We start from the raw sequence: 20,831 nt of genomic DNA on the forward strand, positions 1-20,831 counted from the left end.
TTCCTAACTTACGCCTTTTTTGAAAAATACGTCGTAGGTCTATTAAGGTTACCCTTTTGTATGAAAATCTTTTTAAAATAACTCTTGACTATTTACCAAATTGCTTTCTTTTCCACAGTCTTTGATCTGTTTTGGAAATTTATCAACACTTACGGATATCTATCCACATTTTTCTCTGATAACCAAAAATCAGGGAACGTCAAAATCATGTTTTCTTTTGACATCCCCTGTACTTTCTCTTACTTGCCGCTGTCTGTATCTTCCTGTGGTCCTTCTTCCAAATCAGGAGACGCATCCCTTACTTTTGCAATACTTGCAACCACTTCACCTTCATCGAGATTGATCAGTTTTACTCCTGATGTGATCCTTCCAAGAGTGGAGATTCCGCTGCATTCCATACGGATCACGATTCCTGCTGTGTTAATGATCATGACTTCATTATCCTCATTTACTGCCTTCACACCTACCACATTCCCTGTCTTTTCTGTGATCTTATAACACTTCACACCTTTTCCGCCACGGTTTTGGCAAGTAAACTCTGAAGTCTCGGTCAATTTTCCCATACCTTTTTCTGATACGATCAATAGATATTTTCCCTGACTGTCAAGCTGCATGCCCACAATCTCATCTCTGTCGCTTAAATTCATTCCGCGCACTCCCATGGATGTTCTTCCTGTTGCACGCACATCTTTTTCGTTGAAACGGATACACTGCCCGTATTTTGTCACAAGAAAGATATCTTTGTGATCATCTGTTGCTTTCACCTCAATGAGTTCATCCTCTTCCCTCAGCGTGATGGCAGCAAGCCCTGTCTTTCTGACATTTGCATAATCCTCAATCGGCGTCTTCTTTACAAGCCCTCTCTTTGTGGCCATAAAAAGATAGTTTCCGGATTCAAAATCACGAATCGGTATGACCGCAGTAATCTTTTCATCAGGCTGAAGGGAAAGAAGATTGATGATCGCTGTTCCGCGGGCTGTGCGCCCTGCTTCTGGAATCTCATAGGCCTTCAGTCTGTACACACGCCCCATGTTTGTAAAGAACATAATGTAATGGTGTGTGGACGTCATAAACAGCTCTTCCACATAATCTTCATCTATTGTCTGCATTCCCTTGATGCCTTTTCCACCACGGTTCTGGCTTTTAAAGGTATCCGTTGTCATGCGTTTGATATATCCTAATTTTGTCATCGTGATGACCACGTTTTCTCTCGGAATCAAGTCTTCCATGGAAATATCGTAGGAATCATATCCGATCGATGTCCTTCTTTCATCCCCGTATTTTTCTGCGATGATAAGGATCTCTTCCTTGATTACTCCCAAAAGTACTTTTCTGTCTGCGAGAATTGCTTTCAATTCCTCAATCTTCTTGATCAACTCTGCATATTCATTTTCCAGTTTTTCTCTCTCCAAACCGGTCAGAGCCCGCAGTCTCATATCCACAATAGCCTGAGCCTGCACTTCTGTGAGTTCAAACTGTCTCATCAACTCTTCTTTTGCAGTCTGCACATTTTTAGATCCTCTGATAATGCGGATGACCTCATCGATATGGTCAAGCGCAATCAAAAGACCTTTCAAAATATGAGCCCTCTCCTCTGCTTTGTTGAGATCATACTCTGTCCTTCTTGTTACAACCTCTTCCTGATGTTGTAAATAGTATTTCAACATATCCAGAAGATTTAATACTTTTGGCTCATTATTCACAAGCGCCAGCATGATGACTCCAAACGTATCCTGTAACTGCGTATGTTTGTAGAGCTGATTTAAGATAACATTTGGATTGACATCTCTTCGAAGCTCAATACAGATTCTCATCCCTTCCCTGTTCGACTGGTCGCTCAGATCCGTGATTCCGTCCACCTTTTTGTCTCTGACAAGCTCCGCTATCTTTTCAATGAGCCTTGCTTTATTTACCATGTAAGGCAGCTCTGTCACCACGATCCGGTTCTTGCCATTTGCCATTGGTTCGATGTTTGTGACTGCACGTACTCTGATCTTTCCGCGTCCTGTTCTGTATGCCTCCTCGATTCCCCTTGTCCCAAGAATCTCTGCTCCTGTCGGAAAATCAGGTCCTTTTACGATTTCCAGGATTTCTTCCATGGTTGTTGTTTCTTTGTCAGCGATCTGGTCATCAATGATCTTTACAACAGCATAGATGACCTCCCTTAAATTGTGAGGCGGAATGTTTGTCGCCATACCTACCGCAATGCCAGATGTACCATTCACCAAAAGATTTGGAAATCTTGCCGGAAGTACGACAGGCTCTTTTTCTGTCTCATCAAAGTTTGGTGCAAAATCCACCGTATTTTTGTTGATGTCCGCTGTAAGCTCCATGGAAATTTTGCTCAGTCTAGCCTCTGTATAACGCATGGCCGCAGCACCGTCACCGTCCACAGAACCAAAGTTCCCGTGTCCGTCCACAAGCGGGTACCTTGTGGACCATTCCTGTGCCATGTTCACCAATGCACCATAAATAGAGCTGTCCCCATGCGGATGATATTTACCCATCGTATCACCGACGATACGGGCACATTTTCTGTGCGGCTTATCCGGACCGTTGTTCAGCTCGATCATGGAGTATAGAATTCTTCTCTGCACTGGTTTCAAACCATCTCTTACATCAGGAAGCGCTCGGGATGCAATGACGCTCATCGCATAGTCGATGTAAGATTTTTCCATTGTTTTCTGCAAGTCCACTTCATGGACTTTATCAAAAATATTATCTTCCATTCTTTTCCTCCTGCTCCTGACTAAATATCAAGGTTTTGTACATATTTTGCATTTTCTTCGATAAACTCACGTCTTGGCTCAACTTTATCTCCCATCAGAGTCGTAAATGTCAGATCAAGCTCTGAGGATGTATCCTCGTCCATTGTCACACGCAAAAGCACTCTGTGTTTTGGATCCATAGTCGTATCCCAAAGCTGCTCTGCATCCATTTCTCCAAGTCCTTTATATCTTTGAATCTTATTATTTCCGTCTCTTCCAACTTCCAAAAGTATTTTATTGAGCTCTTCATCACTGTACGCATACCATACTTTTTTATTTTTCTCAAGTTTATAAAGCGGCGGCTGAGCAAGATAAACATATCCTTCTTTGATCAGCTCCGGCATAAAGCGATACAAAAATGTGAGCAGAAGCGTGCTGATATGCGCCCCGTCCACATCTGCGTCCGTCATGATGATGATCTTGTGATATCTTAATTTGGAGATATCGAAATCTTCATGGATCCCTGTTCCAAATGCAGTGATCATAGCCTTGATCTCCGCATTTGCATAAATCTTATCCAGTCTTGCTTTCTCCACATTCAAAATTTTACCGCGAAGCGGCAAGATTGCCTGGGTAGCCCGATCCCTTGCCGTCTTTGCAGACCCTCCTGCAGAATCTCCCTCAACAATATAGATTTCACAGTTTTCCGGATTTTTGTCAGAGCAGTCTGCCAGTTTACCAGGAAGCGAAGTACTGTCCAGGGCAGATTTTCTCCTTGTCAAATCCCTTGCCTTTCTCGCTGCTTCCCTTGCTCTTTGCGCCAGAACAGATTTTTCCACAGTAAGTTTTGCCACCTGAGGATTCTGCTCCAGAAAAATTTCAAGCTGGTTGCTCACAATATTATCAACAGCTCCTCTTGCCTCGCTGTTTCCCAGTTTCTGCTTTGTCTGTCCTTCAAATTGAGGTTCCTCTATCTTGACGCTGATGATCGCTGTCAGTCCTTCTCTGATATCTTCCCCGGAAAGATTTGGCTCATTGTCCTTGAGCAGTTTATTCTTTCTCGCATAGTCGTTGAATGTCTTTGTCAGAGCGTTGCGAAATCCTACAACATGGGTTCCGCCTTCCGGTGTTGTGATGTTGTTTACAAAGCTGTATGTATTGTCTTTGTAAGAATCATTGTGCTGCATGGCAACTTCCACCCACACGCCATCCTTGCTGCCCTCACAGTAAATAATCTGGTTATAGATCGGTGTTGCACTCCTGTTAAGATACTGCACAAATTCTTTGATGCCGCCCTCATAATGGAATTCATGATGTCTTTTTTCTTCTCTGTTGTCCTCCAAAATAATCTTCAGACCTTTTGTAAGAAATGCAGTTTCTCTCAGGCGGTATTTCAGTGTATCATAGTCAAAAATCGTATCTTCAAAAATCAAGTCATCCGGAAAAAAGGTAACTTTTGTTCCTGACTCTTCCTCTTGGCATGTCCCTGTCACTTCCAGATTATTTATAATCTTTCCGCGCTCGTAACGCTGTTTATAAATCTTTCCTTCTCTTTTGATCTCCACTTCCAGCCAGACAGAAAGCGCGTTTACTACGGACGCGCCAACACCATGGAGACCTCCGGATACTTTGTATCCTCCTCCGCCGAATTTTCCGCCGGCGTGAAGAACAGTAAATACGGCTTCCACCGCAGGCCGCCCTGTTTTATGGTTGATCCCAACAGGAATCCCTCTCCCGTTGTCCGTTACCGTAACAGAGTTGTCTTCATTTATTGTCACGCAGATGGTGTCGCAGAATCCGGCAAGCGCCTCGTCCACGGCATTGTCCACAATTTCATATACCAGATGGTGAAGCCCTCTGGAAGATGTACTCCCTATATACATCCCAGGCCTTTTTCTGACTGCTTCCAATCCTTCCAATATTTGAATTTGGTCTGCACCATATTCTGTACCTGTTGTACCCATACTTCTCCTCCTAATTCTCTTTGATGACTCTTCCGTCCTTGATCTGGAAAATTTTGTTTATTGAAAATCGATGGTCCACAAACTCATCCAGCCCGGTACAGGTGATGAGAGTCTGGATATCGTGAATACTGTCTAAAAGATAGTTTTGCCTGTTTTTATCAAGCTCAGACAATACATCGTCCAAAAGCAGAATAGGGGTATCCCCAATGACAGACTCGATCAGTCTGATCTGCGAAAGTTTCAACGATAATGCAGCCGTCCTCTGCTGTCCCTGAGAACCAAACTTCCGGATGTCCAGGCCATTTGTCCAAAAACAAATATCATCCCTGTGAGGCCCTACAGACGTGCTTTTTTGCCGGATATCCCTCTCACGGTTTTTTGTAAGCGCTTCCAAAAGATTTTCCCCGCTTTTTCCCGATTCATATGAGAGAAGAATCTCTTCCCGACCGCCTGTAAGCTTTTTATGGATTCCCTGGATAATTTCGTTAAGTTCCTCCACAAAACGTTTTCTTCTCTTTTCCACCTTTTCTCCGTATTCCGCAGCCTGCATATCCCATATCTCAAGCGTATCCGCTAAATCCGGCCTAAATGAGATTTCTTTTAAAAGTCGGTTTCTCTGATTTAAAACACGATTATAATTTGCCAGATCGCAAAGATAGATTTTATCGAGTTGAGACAATTCCAAATCCATAAATCTCCTGCGCTCTGACGGTCCGTTTTTTATAATATTCAAATCTTCGGGTGAAAAAAATACAAGATGAATAATGCCGAAAAGTTCACTCGCTCTTTTAATCGGCACTTTATTTATTGCGATTCCCTTTGGACTGTTTTTCTTCAAGTGCATATCAATCCGGAACGGAACGCCTTTTTTTTCGACAATCGTCTCAATATGGGCCTCCTCCTCTCCGAATAATATCATATCTTTGTCTTTTGTCCCGCGGTGCGACTTGGTTGTGCCTGACACATAGATAGATTCCAGAATATTTGTTTTCCCCTGTGCGTTATCGCCGTAAAAGATATTGGTTGCATGATTAAAATTAAGATTTAACAAATCATAGTTTCTGAAATTCTTAAGTTTTAAAGACTTGATAATCATACATACACCAACTTATTTTTCAATCTTGATCTCCTGCCCTTCAAATGAGACAATGTCCCCTTTATAGAGCTTTCTCCCTCTTCTTGTTTCAATTTTCCCATTAACGCTCACAAGACCGTCTGTGATGACAATCTTGGCATCCACGCCGCTTTCTACAAATCCGGCAGCTTTTAATGCCTGCCCAAGTTTTATGAATTCTTCTCTTAACTTTATTGTCTCCATATTTTCCTCCTATACCGCGGCATTAAAATTTACAGGAAGAATCAGATAGATATAACTTTCCTTTTCATCCTTAATGAAACAAGGAGCCTTTGGATTCATCAGATATAAATCAACTTCTTCATCGTCAATGACACGCAGAGCGTCGATTAAGAACTTTGGATTAAAACCGATCAGTAAATCCTTTCCTTCTTTCTCGATCAATATCTCCTCATCCATGGAGCCAATCTGAGATTTCATCTTTAACTCCATCACGCCGTCCAGAATGTTGATAATGATCGGCTTTTTATCTCCTTCCTTTACAAGAAGAGTCGCACGGTCAATACAGTTCAAAAACTCTTTTTTATTGATCCTCACCTTTGTTCCATAATCATTGGAGAGCATCTGCTCAATTCTGAAATACTCTCCTTCGATCAGACGGGATACAACAAGGGTCTGTTCAAACTCAAATACAATATGATTGTCTGTAAAATAAATATATACATCTTTGTCTGTGTCGCCTGAAAGGATTTTGCTGATTTCCATAAGTGTCTTTCCAGGAACGACAACCTTTTTGTCTTCACACTCTTCCTTTAATTCAATTTTTCTTATGGAAATCCTGTGCCCATCCAGAGAAACTACTTTCAGAATATTATCACAAATTTCAAATAATTCTCCGGTCATTAATTTGTTGCTGTCATTGTCTGCAATAGAAAATATTGTCTGTCTTATAATTTCTTTTAAAGTAAATTGAGAGATTATTACAGGTGTATTCTTTTCAATGTATGGTAAATAAGAAAAGTCCTCCCCTGGTTTTCCTGACAGCTGAAAGACTGACTTTTCACAAGTAATTGTTGTCTGATAATTTTCGGAAGTTTCAATTGTTATTTCACTATCCGGCAGTTTTCTTACAATATCGGAAAACAGTCTTGCATCAATGGCTATCATGCCTTTTTGTGAAATGTTTCCTTCTATCACTGTTTCGATTCCAAGTTCCATATCATTGGCTGTGAGCTTAATGATATCAGTTGTAGCATCTATTAAGATACATTCCAAAATCGGCATTGTTGTTTTTGTAGGAACTGCTTTGGATACAATACTTACGCCTTTTGATAAATTTGATTTCGTGCAAATGATTTTCATTGTGTATAACTCCCTTCGGGTCTTTATTAATGAATAAATATATAAAATAATCCGCATTCGCCGTAGTAGGGGCTGTGGATATGTTAATAAGTGCCTGAAGGCCTTAAAAATCAAGGCTTTCAGAAAATGATAACCTTGTGGAAATGCGATTGAAAACCATGGGATAAACTTTGGATAACAAAAAGCCATTTTTAAGGCATTTTGATAACTCAAAATTTATACACATGGTTATCTTCATAGTTTGGGTATATTTCCACAGTCTGTCCAAAAATTATCCACATTTTTTAAACAGGGTTAATTTTCTTCTTAATAATGTTGATCGTATTGTTTAAAGTTTCGTTCGTCTTTAAGTCTGCTGTAATTTTATCCACACCATAACTAATAGTAGAATGATCCTTGCCTCCAAGAATGATACCGATGGATTTTAAAGGAGTATCTGTCATTGTTCGGATGAGGTACATGGCAATCTGCCGCGGCACAGCAATATCAGAATTTCGCTTACTGCTCTTCAAATCTGCAATCGTAACATCAAAATGTTCAGATACCGTATCCAGGATAAGTTCCGGAGTAATCTGTCGGTTTTCATCCGGGGATATGATATCTTTTAGAGCCTCAGCCGCGAGATTGATGTCAATTACTTTTGTTTTGTTTAATTTGTATAAGGCAATCAGTTTATTAAGAGAGCCTTCAAGTTCACGGATATTTGATTTTACATTAGAAGCAATGTACTGCATAACATCGTTCGGAATATTATATCGTTCCAGTCCGTCCAATTCGATCTTCTTAAGAAGAATCGCCATTCTTGTTTCATAATCCGGTGACTGAATGTCCGCGATCAGACCCCATTCAAAACGGGTCCGCAGGCGTGCTTCCAGTGTTTCGATGTCTTTTGGCGGTTTATCACTGGAGAGGATGATCTGCTTTCCGGAAACATGAAGATGGTTGAAAGTGTGGAAAAATTCTTCCTGTGTACTTTCTTTACCTATAATAAACTGAACGTCGTCGATAAGAAGGACGTCATTGCTGCGATATTTTTCACGAAATGCATTGATGGCGGACTCATTTCCGGTCCTTCCGCTTTTCAATGCGTCGATCAGTTCATTCGTAAATGTCTCACTTGTAACGTAGAGTACTTTCTTTGATGGGTCTTTTTCTAATATGAAGTGAGCGATGGAGTGCATAAGGTGTGTTTTCCCCAATCCAACACCTCCGTACAGGAACAAAGGGTTGTAAACTTCCCCCGGTGATTCTGCCACCGCAAGTGATGCTGCGTGAGCAAAATTATTATTATTGCCCACGACAAAAGTATCAAACGTATATTTTGGATTTAAATTTGCCTTTTCAATCAGACTTTTCCTTTTACGTTTGACTGTTTTTGTCTCTTCCTGCTCAGCTGGTGTGTTTTCCACATCGTTTTCTTCATTATTAAGTTCCGGGTATTCATCTTCTGTAATGAATCTGACATGATATTCGGTGCCAGTGATTTCTGCAATACAGACTTCAAGAGGGATGGCATACTTAAACTTAATATGTTCTATGCTCCCTTTTAAGTTCACAGAAATGTATACCGTATCGTCCTGCACACGGTATACTTTCATCGGAAGAATCCAGGTCTTATAAGAAATATTGGTCAAGCAGTATTCTACTTTTAATTTTTCAATGATTTCAGGCCATTTTTCTTCAACAATATTCATTGTAATAACTCCTAATGTACAAAATTCAATAAATTCACGACTATATTGTACATCAAAACAGGTTTGAAGGCAATCCAAATAAATGTGAATAACTATTTTCCCACTATCCACAGCGATTTTAAGGCCTATTTTCCACATAAAATACATTTATAAACACATTATCCTGAGATAATCCACAGGAAATCCACAAGTTATCCACAATTTGTTGATAACTTGTGGATTTCCTGTGGAAAAAATGAGGAATAAAATAACTTTGAAAAATATGATGTTTGGCTTGACTTTAAAAGTATTTTTTACTATAATCAAAACTGATGTTTTACGAGTAAATGGTAAATATGAATGAAAATAAACTAGGAGGTGGATATCAATGAAGATGACATTCCAACCAAAAAAAAGATCCAGATCAAAAGTTCATGGATTCAGAGCGAGAATGAGCACAGCCGGTGGAAGAAAAGTATTGGCTGCAAGAAGAGCTAAAGGAAGAAAACAGTTATCAGCGTAGGCCGCAGGTTTGTGGCCTTTTCTTCTTTCTTTTTCAATCAGGAGAAAATATATGAAATTTTCCGATTCATTAAAGAAAAACAAGGATTTTCAGATTGTATATCAAAAAGGAAAATCCTATGCTAATAAATATCTCGTTATGTATATAAGAAGCAATGCACTTCAAATGAACAGAATTGGGATTTCTGCAAGTAAAAAAGTAGGAAATAGTGTAGTAAGACATCGGATGACAAGACTTGTAAGAGAAAGTTATCGTCTTTCAGAAGAAAAATTTAAGTGCGGATATGATATCGTAGTGATCGTAAGGACTACTGCAAAAGGAAAATCGTACCATGAAATTGAAAAGGCATTGCTGCACTTGGGAAAACTTCATAATATAATCATGTAGTGAAGAATATTTGATGGAGTGACGTATCATAATGAAAAAGTTGATGATAACATTGATTCGTTTTTATCAGAAATATTTATCAGGATTAAAGAGGACATCAACTTGTAAATATTTTCCTACCTGCTCTCAGTATGCTGTGGAAGCGATAGAAAAATATGGAGCAGTAAAAGGCGGACTGCTTGCAGCATGGAGGATATTGCGTTGTAATCCATTTTCGAAGGGAGGGTACGACCCGGTACCTTGATTGATAAGTGGTGAAAAATAAATAGCATGCTTTGTGTTATTTGTCGATAAACAAAGAAGTTCACATTGAAAAAATGGAGGAAATAATTTTATGACAGGTGTTTTATTGAGTGCTGCAAACTGGCCGATCGTAGGACAGATCGCATGGCTCTTGGGTAAGTTTATCAATCTTATCTACACATCATTGGACAATTTGCTTGGAAGTTTTGACACCGGACTTGTCGGGATTTCGGTCATTATTTTCACAATTGTTGTCTATACATGTCTACTGCCATTGACGATCAAGCAGCAGAGAAGTGCAAAGATGTCTGCTGTCATGAACCCTGAGATTCAGGCAGTTCAGAAGAAATACAAAGGTAAAACTGATCAGGTTTCCATGATGCGTCAGCAGGAAGAGATGCGTCAGGTTTATGATAAATATGGAACATCCATGATGGGAGGATGTCTTCCCCTTTTGATTCAGATGCCGTTCCTGTTTGCATTGTATCCGGTTGTCAGCAACGTGGAACAGTATGTGCCGGCTGTAAAAAGTGCTCCGGAAGCAGTAAACCGTTTTATTACGATTCCAAATCTGGCGGTTTCTCCGCTTGAGATGATTTCAAGAAAATCAGAATTTGGTCTTCCTGCAATTTTGATCGTAATTACTGCGATAGCGATTCCGGTGCTTGCATGGTTATCTCAGTTTTTAAATATCAAACTTTCTCAGGCTGTTTCCGGACAGCAGAACAGCAGCGATAATCCGTTGGCGGGTTCTATGAAGACTATGAATATGACAATGCCGATCTTTTCAGCAGTCATGGTATTTTCATTGCCTTCCGGTATTGGTCTGTACTGGATCGTAAGTGCGGTTGTCCGTTCCGTACAGCAAGTATTTATCAACAGTCATCTGAAAAAGATTTCAGTGGAAGATTTGATTGAGAAAAACAAAGAGAAGGCAGCAAAGAAACGTGAAAAACGTGGAGAAAAGGCGGAAAAAATTAATGCAATGGCTCAGGCAAACACAAAGAAGATCAAAGAGCCTGTGTCAAAAGTAACATCTGAAGAGAAAGAAGAAAAATTAAAACAAGCTGCGAAGAAGGCAGAGAATGCTAAAGCAGGGAGCCTTGCATCAAAGGCAAATATGGTGAAAAGATTTAATGATAGTAAATAAATCCCGGTTTCTCATTTATTCGAGGAGGAAAGTGTAGATGAGTGAAATTACAGTATCAGCAAAAACATTAAGTGATGCCATTACAGAGGCATTGATTCAGTTAGGGATTACAAGCGACCAGTTAGAGTACGATGTGATTGAAAAAGGCAGCGCAGGATTTTTGGGGATTGGAAGCAGACAGGCTGTTATTCGTGCTTGGAAAAAAGAAGTAAAAGAAGAAACAGTGGAAGAAATCATCCAGAAAGAGCTGGTAAAACCGGTTGAAAGAGAAATAATACGTGAAGAAAAGAAAAAACCGGTAAAACAAGCTGAAAAACCAGCGGTTGAGAAAAAAGCAGAGGAAACAGTGGTTTCAAAGGTTGAAGAGAAGTCAAAGGAAGAGTGCGAAAAGTTCTTAAAGGATGTATTAAGAGCAATGGGTATGGATGTAAAGCTGACCTCAACCGTGGACGAAGATGGGGCTCTCAACATAGAAATGGAAGGAGAGCATATGGGAATCCTGATCGGAAAAAGAGGACAGACGTTGGATTCCTTACAGTATCTTGCAAACCGCGTAGCCAATAAATATCAGGAAGGCTATGTGCGTGTAAAGCTGGATACAGAAAATTACCGTCAGAGAAGAAAAGAGACTCTTGAAAATCTGGCAAAGAATATTGCGTACAAAGTAAAAAGAACGAAAAAACCGGTTTACCTGGAGCCAATGAATCCGTATGAAAGAAGGATTATTCATTCTGCTCTTCAGGCGGACAGATATGTCAATACACATAGTGAAGGGGAAGAACCTTACAGACGTGTGGTAGTAACACCGATAAGAAAATAAGACGGCAAAAATAAGGGGACAGGGGATGTTGCATCTTCTGTCCTTTTTTAAAAAAGGGGATTTAAAATGAAAAAAGGGACGATCGCAGCCATTGCCACGGCAATGTCAAATTCAGGAATCGGGATTGTTAGGATCAGTGGCGATGAGGCATTTGAGATTATAGAGAAGATTTTTTTTACAAGAAAAAAAGAGAAGATAAAAATAAAAGAAAGCCATGTTATCCACTATGGATTTATTATGGATGGGGAGGACACCATTGATGAAGTGCTTGTGATGGTCATGAAAGGACCGAGAAGTTACACAGGAGAGGATACGATTGAGATCAACTGCCATGGCGGAGTGTATGTGGTTAAAAAGGTTTTGGAGACTGTGATCAAAAATGGAGCAAGGCCTGCAGAACCTGGCGAGTTCACGAAGAGAGCGTTTTTGAATGGAAAGATGGATTTGTCACAGGCGGAGGCTGTCATTGACGTGATCGAGTCGAAAAATGAGTATGCGCTGAAAAGTTCAGTGAGTCAGCTGAAAGGCTCCATGCACAGGAAAATAGACGAAATGCGGGGAGAAATTTTATATCACACAGCATTTATAGAGACGGCATTGGATGATCCTGAGCACATCAGCGTGGATGGATATGGTCAGGTTCTTTTGGATAAAGTGGATGATTTGTTGATAAGTTTGAAAAAATTGATAGACTCTGCGGATAACGGAAGGATGCTGAAAGAAGGAATCCGGACTGTAATTGTAGGAAAGCCAAATGCCGGGAAATCCTCTTTGATGAATCTCCTTGTGGGGGAAGAAAGAGCTATTGTAACGGATATTGCAGGCACTACAAGGGATATTCTGGAAGAAAATGTTCAGTTTGAAGGTGTGAGCTTAAACATTGTAGATACAGCTGGAATAAGGAAGACGGAGGATGTGGTGGAAAAAATCGGTGTAGGTAAGGCCATCAGCCATGCAAATGATGCGGATTTGGTCATCTATGTCGTTGATGCGTCCAGAAAGCTTGATGAAAATGATTACGAGATCATGGACCTTATTGGGGACAAACGGGCTATTGTGTTGGTAAATAAATCCGATCTGGAGTCTGTTGTGGAAAAAGAAGAAATTGACAAAAGGTTGAGAAAACCGATGATTGAAATTTCTGCAAAAGAAGAGACCGGAATCAGGGAACTGGAGGAGACACTTAAAAAGATGTTCTTTAACGGAGAGATTTCTTTTAATGATGAGGTGTATATCACAAACATCCGGCACAAGGCAGCGCTTATGGATGCAAGGGAGTCTCTGAGAAAGGTAAAGGAGAGTATTGAGAATCAGATGCCGGAAGATTTTTATTCCATTGATTTGATGGATGCATATGAATCTTTGGGAAGTATTACGGGTGAAACGATAGGAGAAGATTTAGTAAATGAAATATTCAGCAAATTCTGTATGGGAAAATAAAGATGAATACGATGTGGCAGTCATCGGTGCAGGACATGCAGGCTGTGAAGCAGCGCTTGCATCAGCGAGGCTTGGGATGAGGACGATCATGTTTACGGTCAGTGTGGACAGTATTGCGCTTATGCCGTGTAATCCGAATATCGGAGGAAGCTCCAAAGGACACCTTGTAAAAGAGGTGGATGCCCTTGGGGGAGAGATGGGAAAAGTCATTGACCGTACCTTTATCCAGTCAAAAATGTTGAATAAATCTAAGGGACCTGCAGTGCATTCTCTTCGTGCGCAGGCGGATAAAGCCGATTATACGAGGGAAATGAGAAAAGTTTTGGAGGAACAAAAAAACCTGGATATCAGGCAGGCAGAGGTGACAGAGATTTTGACAGAAGACTGTATGCCTTTAGAGGGAAGAGAACTTGAAAAGAGAAAGATTGTGGGTGTACAGACATATTCGGGATGTATTTACCGTTGCAGGGCTGTGATCCTTTGTACCGGCACATATTTAAAGGCGCGCTGTATTTACGGGGAGATAAGCAATGAGACTGGTCCAAACGGACTGCAGGCCGCAAACTATCTGACAGATTGTTTGAAGGAGCTTGGCATTCGTATGTACAGGTTTAAGACAGGAACGCCTGCCAGAATAGACAGAAATTCCATTGACTTTGAGAAGATGGAAGAGCAGTTTGGGGATGAAAAAATTGTCCCGTTTTCGTTTACCACAAATCCGGCAGATATCCAGAAGGAACAGGTATCCTGCTGGCTGACTTATACAAATGAAAAAACTCATGAGATTATCAGGAAGAATCTTCACAGATCTCCTTTGTTTTCCGGAATGATTGAGGGAACAGGGCCTAGATATTGTCCTTCCATTGAGGATAAGGTGGTGAAATTTGCAGATAAGAACAGGCATCAGGTATTTATTGAGCCGGAAGGCCTTCACACGAATGAAATGTATATCGGAGGTATGTCCAGCTCCCTTCCGGAGGATGTCCAGTATGAGATGTACCGAAGTGTACCGGGATTGGAGCACGCTAAAATTGTGAGAAATGCGTATGCGATCGAGTATGATTGTATTGATGCAAGGCAGTTGTATCCAACACTGGAATTTAAGGAAATCGGAGGACTTTTCAGTGCAGGGCAGTTTAATGGAAGTTCGGGATATGAGGAGGCTGCGGCTCAGGGGTTAATTGCAGGTATCAATGCTGCATTAAAGCTAAAAGGCAGAGAACAGATCACAATTGACCGTTCTGAAGGCTATATTGGCGTTCTGATCGATGATCTGGTCACAAAGGAGAGTCATGAGCCATACCGCATGATGACGTCCAGGGCAGAATACAGGCTGCTTTTAAGGCAGGACAATGCGGATCAGAGACTGACAAAAAAAGGATATGAAGTAGGTCTGATCAGTGAGGACAGATATCAAAAACTTTTGGAAAAAGAGCATTTGATGGAGGAGGAAATTCAAAGACTGGAGACAACAAATGTGGGGACTTCACAGAAAGTACAGGAGGTGCTTGTGCAGTATGGGAGTACTCCTTTGAATTCCGGTACAACACTCGCTGAATTAATAAGAAGGCCTGAGTTGTCCTACGAGGCTTTAGAGCCGATTGATAAGATGAGAAACAAAGCCCTCTCAGAGGATATTGTGGAGCAGGTAAATATCAACATTAAGTATGACGGATATATTAAGCGTCAAAAAAAACAGGTGGAACAGTTCAAAAAGCTGGAGAAAAAGAAAATTCCGGATAATATCAATTATGATGATGTCAAGAGTCTGAGAATAGAAGCAGTGCAGAAACTGAATGAGCTAAGACCAGGATCTATTGGCCAGGCATCCAGGATATCAGGCGTGTCTCCGGCAGACATATCGGTTTTGCTTGTATATTTAGAACAGTATAGAAATAAATAGTTTCAACTATATAGAAAGAGGAAACAATGGGATTGAAATTTGATGAAAATTTGCAGGAAATAGGAATTGTTCTGAACGAAACACAAAAACAACAGTTTGATGTTTTCTATGAAATGCTTGTGGAATGGAATAAAGTGATGAATCTGACCGGTATCACAAAACGGGATGAGGTGGATGAAAAGCATTTTGTGGACAGTCTGTCTGTTGTGCAGGTGTTTGATGTGGATAAGTGTAAAAAAGTCATAGATGTGGGGACAGGAGCGGGATTTCCGGGGATACCGCTGAAAATTTTATTTCCTGATATGGAGATTACACTCCTTGATTCGCTGAACAAAAGAATTCAGTTTCTGAATGCTGTGATAGAAGAACTTGGCTTGAAAAAAATCAACACGATCCACGGAAGAGCAGAGGATTTTGCCAAAAAGGAAGAGTACAGGGAACAGTATGATTTGTGTGTATCCAGAGCAGTCGCGAATCTTTCCACTTTGTCTGAGTACTGCCTTCCCTACGTAAAGGTTGGGGGAGCGTTTGTGCCTTATAAATCCGGTGAAATAGATGAGGAAGTCAACGCGGCAAAGAATGCCGTAAAGATTTTGGGTGGAAAGATTGTCCAGGTAAAGAAATTTACGCTCCCTGGAAGTGATATTGGAAGATCTTTTGTGAAAATCAGTAAAGTGTCGAAGACAGCAAAGAGATATCCAAGAAAGGCGGGACTTCCTTCAAAAGAGCCGTTAAAATAGAACATATAATTATGTTTATAAAACATGAATTTATAAAAAACGGGCAGCCATCATTGGGTGCCCGTTTTGGTTTTACAGAAATGTTTTACAAATTTTCGGTCGAAAATAATATGGATATTTGCTCCAACACTTGTTTAGGATCTTCCAGCTGAGGGAGATGTTTAACTTTTGAAAGTGTCGCAATCTCTATAGAAGGCATCAATTCCTTGTACTCCCTTGCAATACGTTCGTTCTCTGGGTTTCCTTTTGAGGCAAGAATAAAAATACTGTTATTTAAAGATTTTAGGCACTGAGAAATATTTACATTGGTAAATCTGCCTTTTATGCTGGCAAACAGATATTTAGAGTGCGAATTATCTTTATGGGCAGATTCGTGGTAGGTTCTGATGATTTCCGGAGTGATTTTTTCCGGCTCATAAAAATAGTTGAGAAGGAAAGTAGTATCAATACTGTCTTTTCTCATAATAATATTGTATAGGAGAGTTCCAAGAAGAGGCATTTCCAGTAAAAATTTTACACTCTTTGTCCTTTTTGTAGGAACGGTGGAAAGCTGATTCAAATCCGGCGGATTGATCAGAAGAATCTGAGAGATAACCTCTTTGTCATTCAAAGCTGACATCAGCGCTATTGACGAGGAATCCCCTGTTGCTACAATACTGCATTTTTTGCTCACAATGTGTTTGATAAAATCACAGATCATCTGTACATAAAAGTAATTAGTGTATGTCAGCGACGGTTTGTCCGAACGTCCGCAGCCAAGCAGATCCAAGGTGTATACAGTGTTTGTCTTAGAAAGTTCACTCACGATTTTATTCCACTCGTAGCCTGAACTTGCAGGAGTTAAATCATGAAGAAGGAGTATTGGTTCCCCGGAACCTTGTTTTGTATAAAAAATATTGCCAAACCGCCATTCATATACATGTCCATCTGTATTCGAAAGCAGATTATCTATTGTTGAAGAAAAATAAATCAATTTGTTTGTCACGTGTATTGCAAGTGCAGATAAACCGCCCAATGCTGCCAATGTAGTCAATCTTTTTTTCCATTTCATAAAGCAATCCACCTTTTTATTAAGATAACTTTATTATACTATATTATAGAAGGAGAAGAAAGGCTGATTTGCAACTAAAGTGGAAAATGTTTCACGTGAAACATTTAAATATGTCGACTTTGCAGAAAAAAAGGCATAAGAATAAAAATAAAATAATGTTTCACGTGAAACATTATGTAGATTCACAGAAAAAAAGATGCTATAATGAAAAAGCGAAAGAAAGGTGATTGTAAAAAAATGGGAAGAATAATAGCTGTTGCAAATCAAAAGGGAGGCGTTGGAAAGACCACTACATCAATCAATTTATCCGCCTGCCTGAGTGCGCTTGGAAAAAAAGTGCTTGCCATAGACATGGATCCACAGGGGAATATGACAAGCGGCCTTGGAATTGAAAAAGAGGATGTTGAATATTCGGTATACGATCTGATTATTGGTGAGGCGGATATCCAGAAAGTAATGGTAAAAAATGCATTTGAAAATCTAGATGTACTGCCTACGAATATTGATTTGGCGGCAGCAGAGATTGAACTGATAGGAGTGGAAGATAAAGAATATATCATTCACAATGCTGTGAAAAATATAAGGGATGAATACGATTTTATCATTATCGATTGTCCACCGTCATTGAATATGCTCACCATCAACGCAATGACGACTGCTGACTCTGTACTTGTCCCAATTCAATGTGAATATTATGCGTTGGAAGGATTAAGTCAGTTGATTCATACAATAGAACTCGTAAAAGAGCGTTTAAATCCACATCTCTCCATCGAAGGGGTTGTATTCACGATGTATGACGCAAGGACAAACCTTTCTTTGCAGGTGGTTGAAAATGTAAAGGATAACCTGAACCAAAATATTTATAAAACAATTATTCCAAGAAATATCCGCCTGGCAGAGGCGCCAAGTCACGGCTTGCCAATCAATATATATGACCCGAAATCTACGGGAGCTGAGAGCTATATGCTCCTGGCGGAGGAAGTAATTCATAAAGGAGAGATATAATGGCAGGGAAACGCGGTGGATTGGGTAAAGGGCTGGACAGCCTGATACCGGAACACAAATCAGCAAAACAGAGTATAAAAGAAGAAAAAAAGCTGGAAAAAGAGACAGAAACTCAAAAATCGGGGGAAATAAAAGTTCCTATTAATAAAGTGGAGCCAAACAAAGAACAGCCGAGAAGAAATTTTGAGGAGGATTCACTTTTGGAATTAGCGGATTCTATTAAACAATTTGGTGTATTACAGCCGCTGATTGTACAAAATAAGAATGACTACTATGAAATTATCGCAGGAGAGAGGCGATGGAGGGCCGCAAAGATTGCGGGTGTCAAAGAAATTCCGGTTATCATAAAAGATTATACGCCGCAGGAGGTTGTGGAAATCGCTCTTATCGAGAATATTCAAAGAGAGAATTTGAATCCGATTGAGGAGGCAATGGCATTTAAAAGACTGCTGAATGAGTATCATTTAAAACAAGATGAAGTGGCCGAGAGAGTTTCGAAGAGCAGAACAGCTGTGACAAACTCAATGAGATTGTTAAAATTAAGTTCAAGAGTCCAGCAGATGATTATCGATGATATGATTTCTACAGGACATGCGAGAGCTCTCCTTGCCCTGGATGATGAGGAGCAGCAATATCTTATTGCCAACAAAATTTTCGACGAGAAACTGAGTGTAAGAGAAGTCGAAAAAATGATAAAGGAAATGAAAAATCCAAAGAAAGAAGGTAAAAAAAAGGTTGTTGAAAATGCGTTTGTATATCAAGATATTGAAGAAAAATTGAAATCAGTTATCGGTACGAAAGTAAAAGTCAGCCAAAAGAGCAAGGGCAAAGGAAAGATAGAGATTGAATATTATTCGGATGAAGAGCTTGAGCGGATCTATGAAATGATGATGAAACTGGAATCATAGTGGCCAATGTAAAAGGATAAAACAAGAAGGGGAGTCAAACATGAAAAGTAAACTGTATGGGATGCTTGGGTTTGACCCGGCATATCTATTGATTCTGCTTATTATACTTATTGTTATACTATTTATCTGTTTTATAAACCTAAATAGAAAGTATAATCAAATGAGAAAAAACTATGAGGTATTCATGAGCGGTGAGGATGGAAAAAGTTTGGAGGAGAGTCTCCTCTTGAAAATTCGGGAAATTCATGAGTTGAAAAAGCAAGCTCAAGAACATGAAAGGTATTTGAAGGATATACAGAAAAAGATGGAAGGCAGCTACCAGAAGGTTGGAATTGTTAAATATAATGCTTTTCAGGAGATGGGAGGACAACTCAGTTTTGCCCTGACATTATTGGATGAAAATGACAATGGATGGCTTTTAAATTCCATGCACAGCCAGGAAGGATGCTATCTGTATATAAAAGAAATTGTGAATGGCGAGAGCGAACTGGAACTGACACAGGAGGAGACAGAATCATTGGAAAAGGCTGTTTTTCAAAAGTCAGAAGAAATAGAATCAGCATAGAAGTTGAAGACAGGGAGGAAATCAAATGTTAGATATTAAATTTGTAAGAAATAATCCAGATGTGGTTAAGGAAAATATTAAAAAGAAATTTCAGGATGAAAAGCTGCCATTGGTGGATGAGGTATTGGAGCTTGATAAAGAAAACAGAAATATCAAGCAGGAAGTAGAGGGACTGAGAGCAGAGAGAAATAAAATTTCCAAACAGATTGGCGCATGCATGGCTCAGGGAAAAAGGGAAGAGGCTGAGGAATATAAAAAACAGGTAGCTGCCAATGCTGACAGAGTGGAAGAGCTTTCAGCAAGAGAAAAGGAAGTAGAAGAAAAAATCTTAAAGATCATGATGACGATTCCAAATATTATTGATCCGTCTGTTCCTATAGGAAAAGATGATTCACAAAATGTAGAAATTGAAAAATTTGGAGAGCCAAAAGTACCGGATTTTGAGATTCCGTACCATGCGGATATTATGAAATCTTTCGATGGTCTTGATCTGGATGCTGCAGGAAGAGTTGCAGGAAACGGTTTCTATTATTTAAAAGGTGATATTGCAAGACTTCATTCTGCAGTTTTGGCATATGCGAGAGATTTTATGATCAACAGAGGTTTCACATACTATATTCCGCCATTTATGATTCGCAGCAGCGTTGTGACAGGAGTTATGAGCTTTGCAGAGATGGATGCAATGATGTACAAAATTGAAGGAGAAGATTTGTATTTGATTGGCACGAGCGAACATTCTATGATAGGCAAATTTATTGACCAGGTGCTGGATGAGCAGGAATTGCCGCAGACATTGACAAGTTATTCCCCTTGCTTTAGAAAAGAAAAAGGTGCGCATGGCATTGAGGAGAGAGGTGTATACCGTATCCATCAGTTTGAAAAGCAAGAGATGATCGTAGTCTGCAAGCCTGAAGACAGTAAATACTGGTATGAGCAGCTGTGGAAAAATACAGTAGATTTATTCCGCTCCATGGATATTCCGGTGCGTACGCTGGAATGTTGCTCCGGAGATCTGGCAGATTTAAAAGTAAAATCCTGTGACGTGGAAGCATGGTCACCAAGACAGAAGAAGTATTTTGAAGTTGGAAGCTGTTCCAATCTTGGAGATGCCCAGGCGAGAAGACTCAAAATCAGAGTAAATGGAAAAGATGGAAAATACTTTGCGCATACACTGAACAATACAGTGGTTGCACCTCCGAGAATGTTGATCGCATTTCTTGAAAATCATCTTCAGGAGGACGGGACAGTGACTATTCCGGAAGTATTACGTCCATATATGGGTGGAGCAGAAAAACTGATTCCTAAAAAATAGAA

The 20,831-nt window shown here is 40.0% G+C and carries 19 protein-coding genes; 12 read left to right on the forward strand and 7 right to left on the reverse strand.

What is annotated here, in order from left to right; all coding sequences use genetic code 11:
* Positions 1-239: 239 nt before the first annotated feature.
* From gyrA to dnaA, 6 genes are all read right to left on the reverse strand, one after another.
* The gene (gene gyrA, locus B5F18_RS10600) at positions 240-2,729 is read right to left on the reverse strand and encodes a DNA gyrase subunit A (protein WP_087157636.1); all 2,490 of its coding nucleotides are present in this window, start codon (positions 2,727-2,729) and stop codon (positions 240-242) included.
* A gap of 20 nt (positions 2,730-2,749) precedes the next feature.
* Positions 2,750-4,672, reverse strand: coding sequence for a DNA topoisomerase (ATP-hydrolyzing) subunit B (gene gyrB, locus B5F18_RS10605; protein WP_087157637.1), 1,923 nt, complete (start codon positions 4,670-4,672; stop codon positions 2,750-2,752).
* Positions 4,673-4,682: 10 nt separating this feature from the next.
* The gene (gene recF / locus B5F18_RS10610; RefSeq protein ID WP_087157638.1) at positions 4,683-5,768 is read right to left on the reverse strand and encodes a DNA replication/repair protein RecF; all 1,086 of its coding nucleotides are present in this window, start codon (positions 5,766-5,768) and stop codon (positions 4,683-4,685) included.
* Between the two features lie 12 nt (positions 5,769-5,780).
* Positions 5,781-5,990, reverse strand: a complete 210-nt coding sequence (locus B5F18_RS10615; RefSeq protein ID WP_087157639.1) for an RNA-binding S4 domain-containing protein — start codon at positions 5,988-5,990, stop codon at positions 5,781-5,783.
* Positions 5,991-5,999: 9 nt separating this feature from the next.
* Complete coding sequence (gene dnaN, locus B5F18_RS10620) at positions 6,000-7,109, reverse strand: DNA polymerase III subunit beta (RefSeq protein WP_087157640.1); 1,110 nt, start codon at positions 7,107-7,109, stop codon at positions 6,000-6,002.
* 284 nt (positions 7,110-7,393) lie between these two features.
* Entirely contained in the window at positions 7,394-8,803 is a 1,410-nt protein-coding gene (gene dnaA, locus B5F18_RS10625) for a chromosomal replication initiator protein DnaA (RefSeq protein ID WP_087157641.1), read from the reverse strand.
* A 367-nt stretch (positions 8,804-9,170) separates the two neighbouring features.
* Between dnaA and rpmH the strand changes: the two genes are divergently transcribed.
* From rpmH to rsmG, 8 genes are all read left to right on the forward strand, one after another.
* Entirely contained in the window at positions 9,171-9,305 is a 135-nt protein-coding gene (gene rpmH / locus B5F18_RS10630) for a 50S ribosomal protein L34 (RefSeq protein WP_004613283.1), read from the forward strand.
* A gap of 51 nt (positions 9,306-9,356) precedes the next feature.
* Positions 9,357-9,692, forward strand: a complete 336-nt coding sequence (rnpA, locus tag B5F18_RS10635; protein ID WP_087157642.1) for a ribonuclease P protein component — start codon at positions 9,357-9,359, stop codon at positions 9,690-9,692.
* 31 nt (positions 9,693-9,723) lie between these two features.
* Positions 9,724-9,936 carry a membrane protein insertion efficiency factor YidD gene (gene yidD / locus B5F18_RS10640; RefSeq protein WP_087157643.1) on the forward strand — a complete coding sequence of 71 codons (213 nt, stop codon included), beginning with the start codon at positions 9,724-9,726 and terminating at the stop codon, positions 9,934-9,936.
* Between the two features lie 90 nt (positions 9,937-10,026).
* The gene (locus B5F18_RS10645) at positions 10,027-11,085 is read left to right on the forward strand and encodes a YidC/Oxa1 family membrane protein insertase (RefSeq protein ID WP_087157644.1); all 1,059 of its coding nucleotides are present in this window, start codon (positions 10,027-10,029) and stop codon (positions 11,083-11,085) included.
* A gap of 37 nt (positions 11,086-11,122) precedes the next feature.
* On the forward strand, positions 11,123-11,905 hold the full coding sequence (gene jag / locus B5F18_RS10650) for an RNA-binding cell elongation regulator Jag/EloR (RefSeq protein ID WP_087157645.1): 783 nt from the start codon (positions 11,123-11,125) through the stop codon (positions 11,903-11,905).
* A 66-nt stretch (positions 11,906-11,971) separates the two neighbouring features.
* Positions 11,972-13,345: a tRNA uridine-5-carboxymethylaminomethyl(34) synthesis GTPase MnmE gene (mnmE, locus tag B5F18_RS10655; RefSeq protein ID WP_087157646.1), complete on the forward strand. Its 1,374-nt coding sequence runs from the start codon at positions 11,972-11,974 to the stop codon at positions 13,343-13,345.
* The gene (gene mnmG, locus B5F18_RS10660) at positions 13,311-15,248 is read left to right on the forward strand and encodes a tRNA uridine-5-carboxymethylaminomethyl(34) synthesis enzyme MnmG (RefSeq protein WP_087157647.1); all 1,938 of its coding nucleotides are present in this window, start codon (positions 13,311-13,313) and stop codon (positions 15,246-15,248) included. The genes mnmE and mnmG overlap by 35 nt, the downstream gene beginning before the upstream one ends.
* A gap of 26 nt (positions 15,249-15,274) precedes the next feature.
* The gene (rsmG, locus tag B5F18_RS10665) at positions 15,275-15,988 is read left to right on the forward strand and encodes a 16S rRNA (guanine(527)-N(7))-methyltransferase RsmG (RefSeq protein WP_087157648.1); all 714 of its coding nucleotides are present in this window, start codon (positions 15,275-15,277) and stop codon (positions 15,986-15,988) included.
* Positions 15,989-16,073: 85 nt separating this feature from the next.
* Here the strand turns inward: rsmG and B5F18_RS10670 are convergent, their stop codons facing one another.
* Entirely contained in the window at positions 16,074-17,039 is a 966-nt protein-coding gene (locus B5F18_RS10670) for an alpha/beta fold hydrolase (protein ID WP_087157649.1), read from the reverse strand.
* A 237-nt stretch (positions 17,040-17,276) separates the two neighbouring features.
* Here B5F18_RS10670 and B5F18_RS10675 point away from each other — a divergent pair, with 237 nt between their 5' ends.
* From B5F18_RS10675 to serS, 4 genes are all read left to right on the forward strand, one after another.
* Positions 17,277-18,044, forward strand: coding sequence for a ParA family protein (locus B5F18_RS10675; protein ID WP_087157650.1), 768 nt, complete (start codon positions 17,277-17,279; stop codon positions 18,042-18,044).
* Positions 18,044-18,952 carry a ParB/RepB/Spo0J family partition protein gene (locus B5F18_RS10680; protein WP_087157651.1) on the forward strand — a complete coding sequence of 303 codons (909 nt, stop codon included), beginning with the start codon at positions 18,044-18,046 and terminating at the stop codon, positions 18,950-18,952. Before B5F18_RS10675 ends, B5F18_RS10680 begins: the two co-directional genes overlap by 1 nt.
* 61 nt (positions 18,953-19,013) lie before the next feature.
* On the forward strand, positions 19,014-19,517 hold the full coding sequence (locus B5F18_RS10685) for a DUF4446 family protein (protein ID WP_330394164.1): 504 nt from the start codon (positions 19,014-19,016) through the stop codon (positions 19,515-19,517).
* 25 nt (positions 19,518-19,542) lie between these two features.
* A complete protein-coding gene (serS, locus tag B5F18_RS10690) occupies positions 19,543-20,829 on the forward strand; it encodes a serine--tRNA ligase (protein WP_087157653.1) in 1,287 nt (428 codons plus the stop codon).
* Positions 20,830-20,831: the final 2 nt, after the last annotated feature.

Source organism: Lachnoclostridium sp. An181, assembly GCF_002160325.1.
Classification (GTDB): domain Bacteria; phylum Bacillota; class Clostridia; order Lachnospirales; family Lachnospiraceae; genus An181.

Bases quoted from the DNA above. Each gene is read 5' to 3' on its own strand.
- gyrA (WP_087157636.1), bottom strand. From the start codon at position 2,729: ATGGAAGATAATATTTTTGATAAAGTCCATGAAGTGGACTTGCAGAAA.
- gyrB (WP_087157637.1), bottom strand. From the start codon at position 4,672: ATGGGTACAACAGGTACAGAATATGGTGCAGACCAAATTCAAATATTG.
- recF (WP_087157638.1), bottom strand. From the start codon at position 5,768: ATGATTATCAAGTCTTTAAAACTTAAGAATTTCAGAAACTATGATTTG.
- B5F18_RS10615 (WP_087157639.1), bottom strand. From the start codon at position 5,990: ATGGAGACAATAAAGTTAAGAGAAGAATTCATAAAACTTGGGCAGGCA.
- dnaN (WP_087157640.1), bottom strand. From the start codon at position 7,109: ATGAAAATCATTTGCACGAAATCAAATTTATCAAAAGGCGTAAGTATT.
- dnaA (WP_087157641.1), bottom strand. From the start codon at position 8,803: ATGAATATTGTTGAAGAAAAATGGCCTGAAATCATTGAAAAATTAAAA.
- rpmH (WP_004613283.1), top strand. From the start codon at position 9,171: ATGAAGATGACATTCCAACCAAAAAAAAGATCCAGATCAAAAGTTCAT.
- rnpA (WP_087157642.1), top strand. From the start codon at position 9,357: ATGAAATTTTCCGATTCATTAAAGAAAAACAAGGATTTTCAGATTGTA.
- yidD (WP_087157643.1), top strand. From the start codon at position 9,724: ATGAAAAAGTTGATGATAACATTGATTCGTTTTTATCAGAAATATTTA.
- B5F18_RS10645 (WP_087157644.1), top strand. From the start codon at position 10,027: ATGACAGGTGTTTTATTGAGTGCTGCAAACTGGCCGATCGTAGGACAG.
- jag (WP_087157645.1), top strand. From the start codon at position 11,123: ATGAGTGAAATTACAGTATCAGCAAAAACATTAAGTGATGCCATTACA.
- mnmE (WP_087157646.1), top strand. From the start codon at position 11,972: ATGAAAAAAGGGACGATCGCAGCCATTGCCACGGCAATGTCAAATTCA.
- mnmG (WP_087157647.1), top strand. From the start codon at position 13,311: ATGAAATATTCAGCAAATTCTGTATGGGAAAATAAAGATGAATACGAT.
- rsmG (WP_087157648.1), top strand. From the start codon at position 15,275: ATGGGATTGAAATTTGATGAAAATTTGCAGGAAATAGGAATTGTTCTG.
- B5F18_RS10670 (WP_087157649.1), bottom strand. From the start codon at position 17,039: ATGAAATGGAAAAAAAGATTGACTACATTGGCAGCATTGGGCGGTTTA.
- B5F18_RS10675 (WP_087157650.1), top strand. From the start codon at position 17,277: ATGGGAAGAATAATAGCTGTTGCAAATCAAAAGGGAGGCGTTGGAAAG.
- B5F18_RS10680 (WP_087157651.1), top strand. From the start codon at position 18,044: ATGGCAGGGAAACGCGGTGGATTGGGTAAAGGGCTGGACAGCCTGATA.
- B5F18_RS10685 (WP_330394164.1), top strand. From the start codon at position 19,014: ATGCTTGGGTTTGACCCGGCATATCTATTGATTCTGCTTATTATACTT.
- serS (WP_087157653.1), top strand. From the start codon at position 19,543: ATGTTAGATATTAAATTTGTAAGAAATAATCCAGATGTGGTTAAGGAA.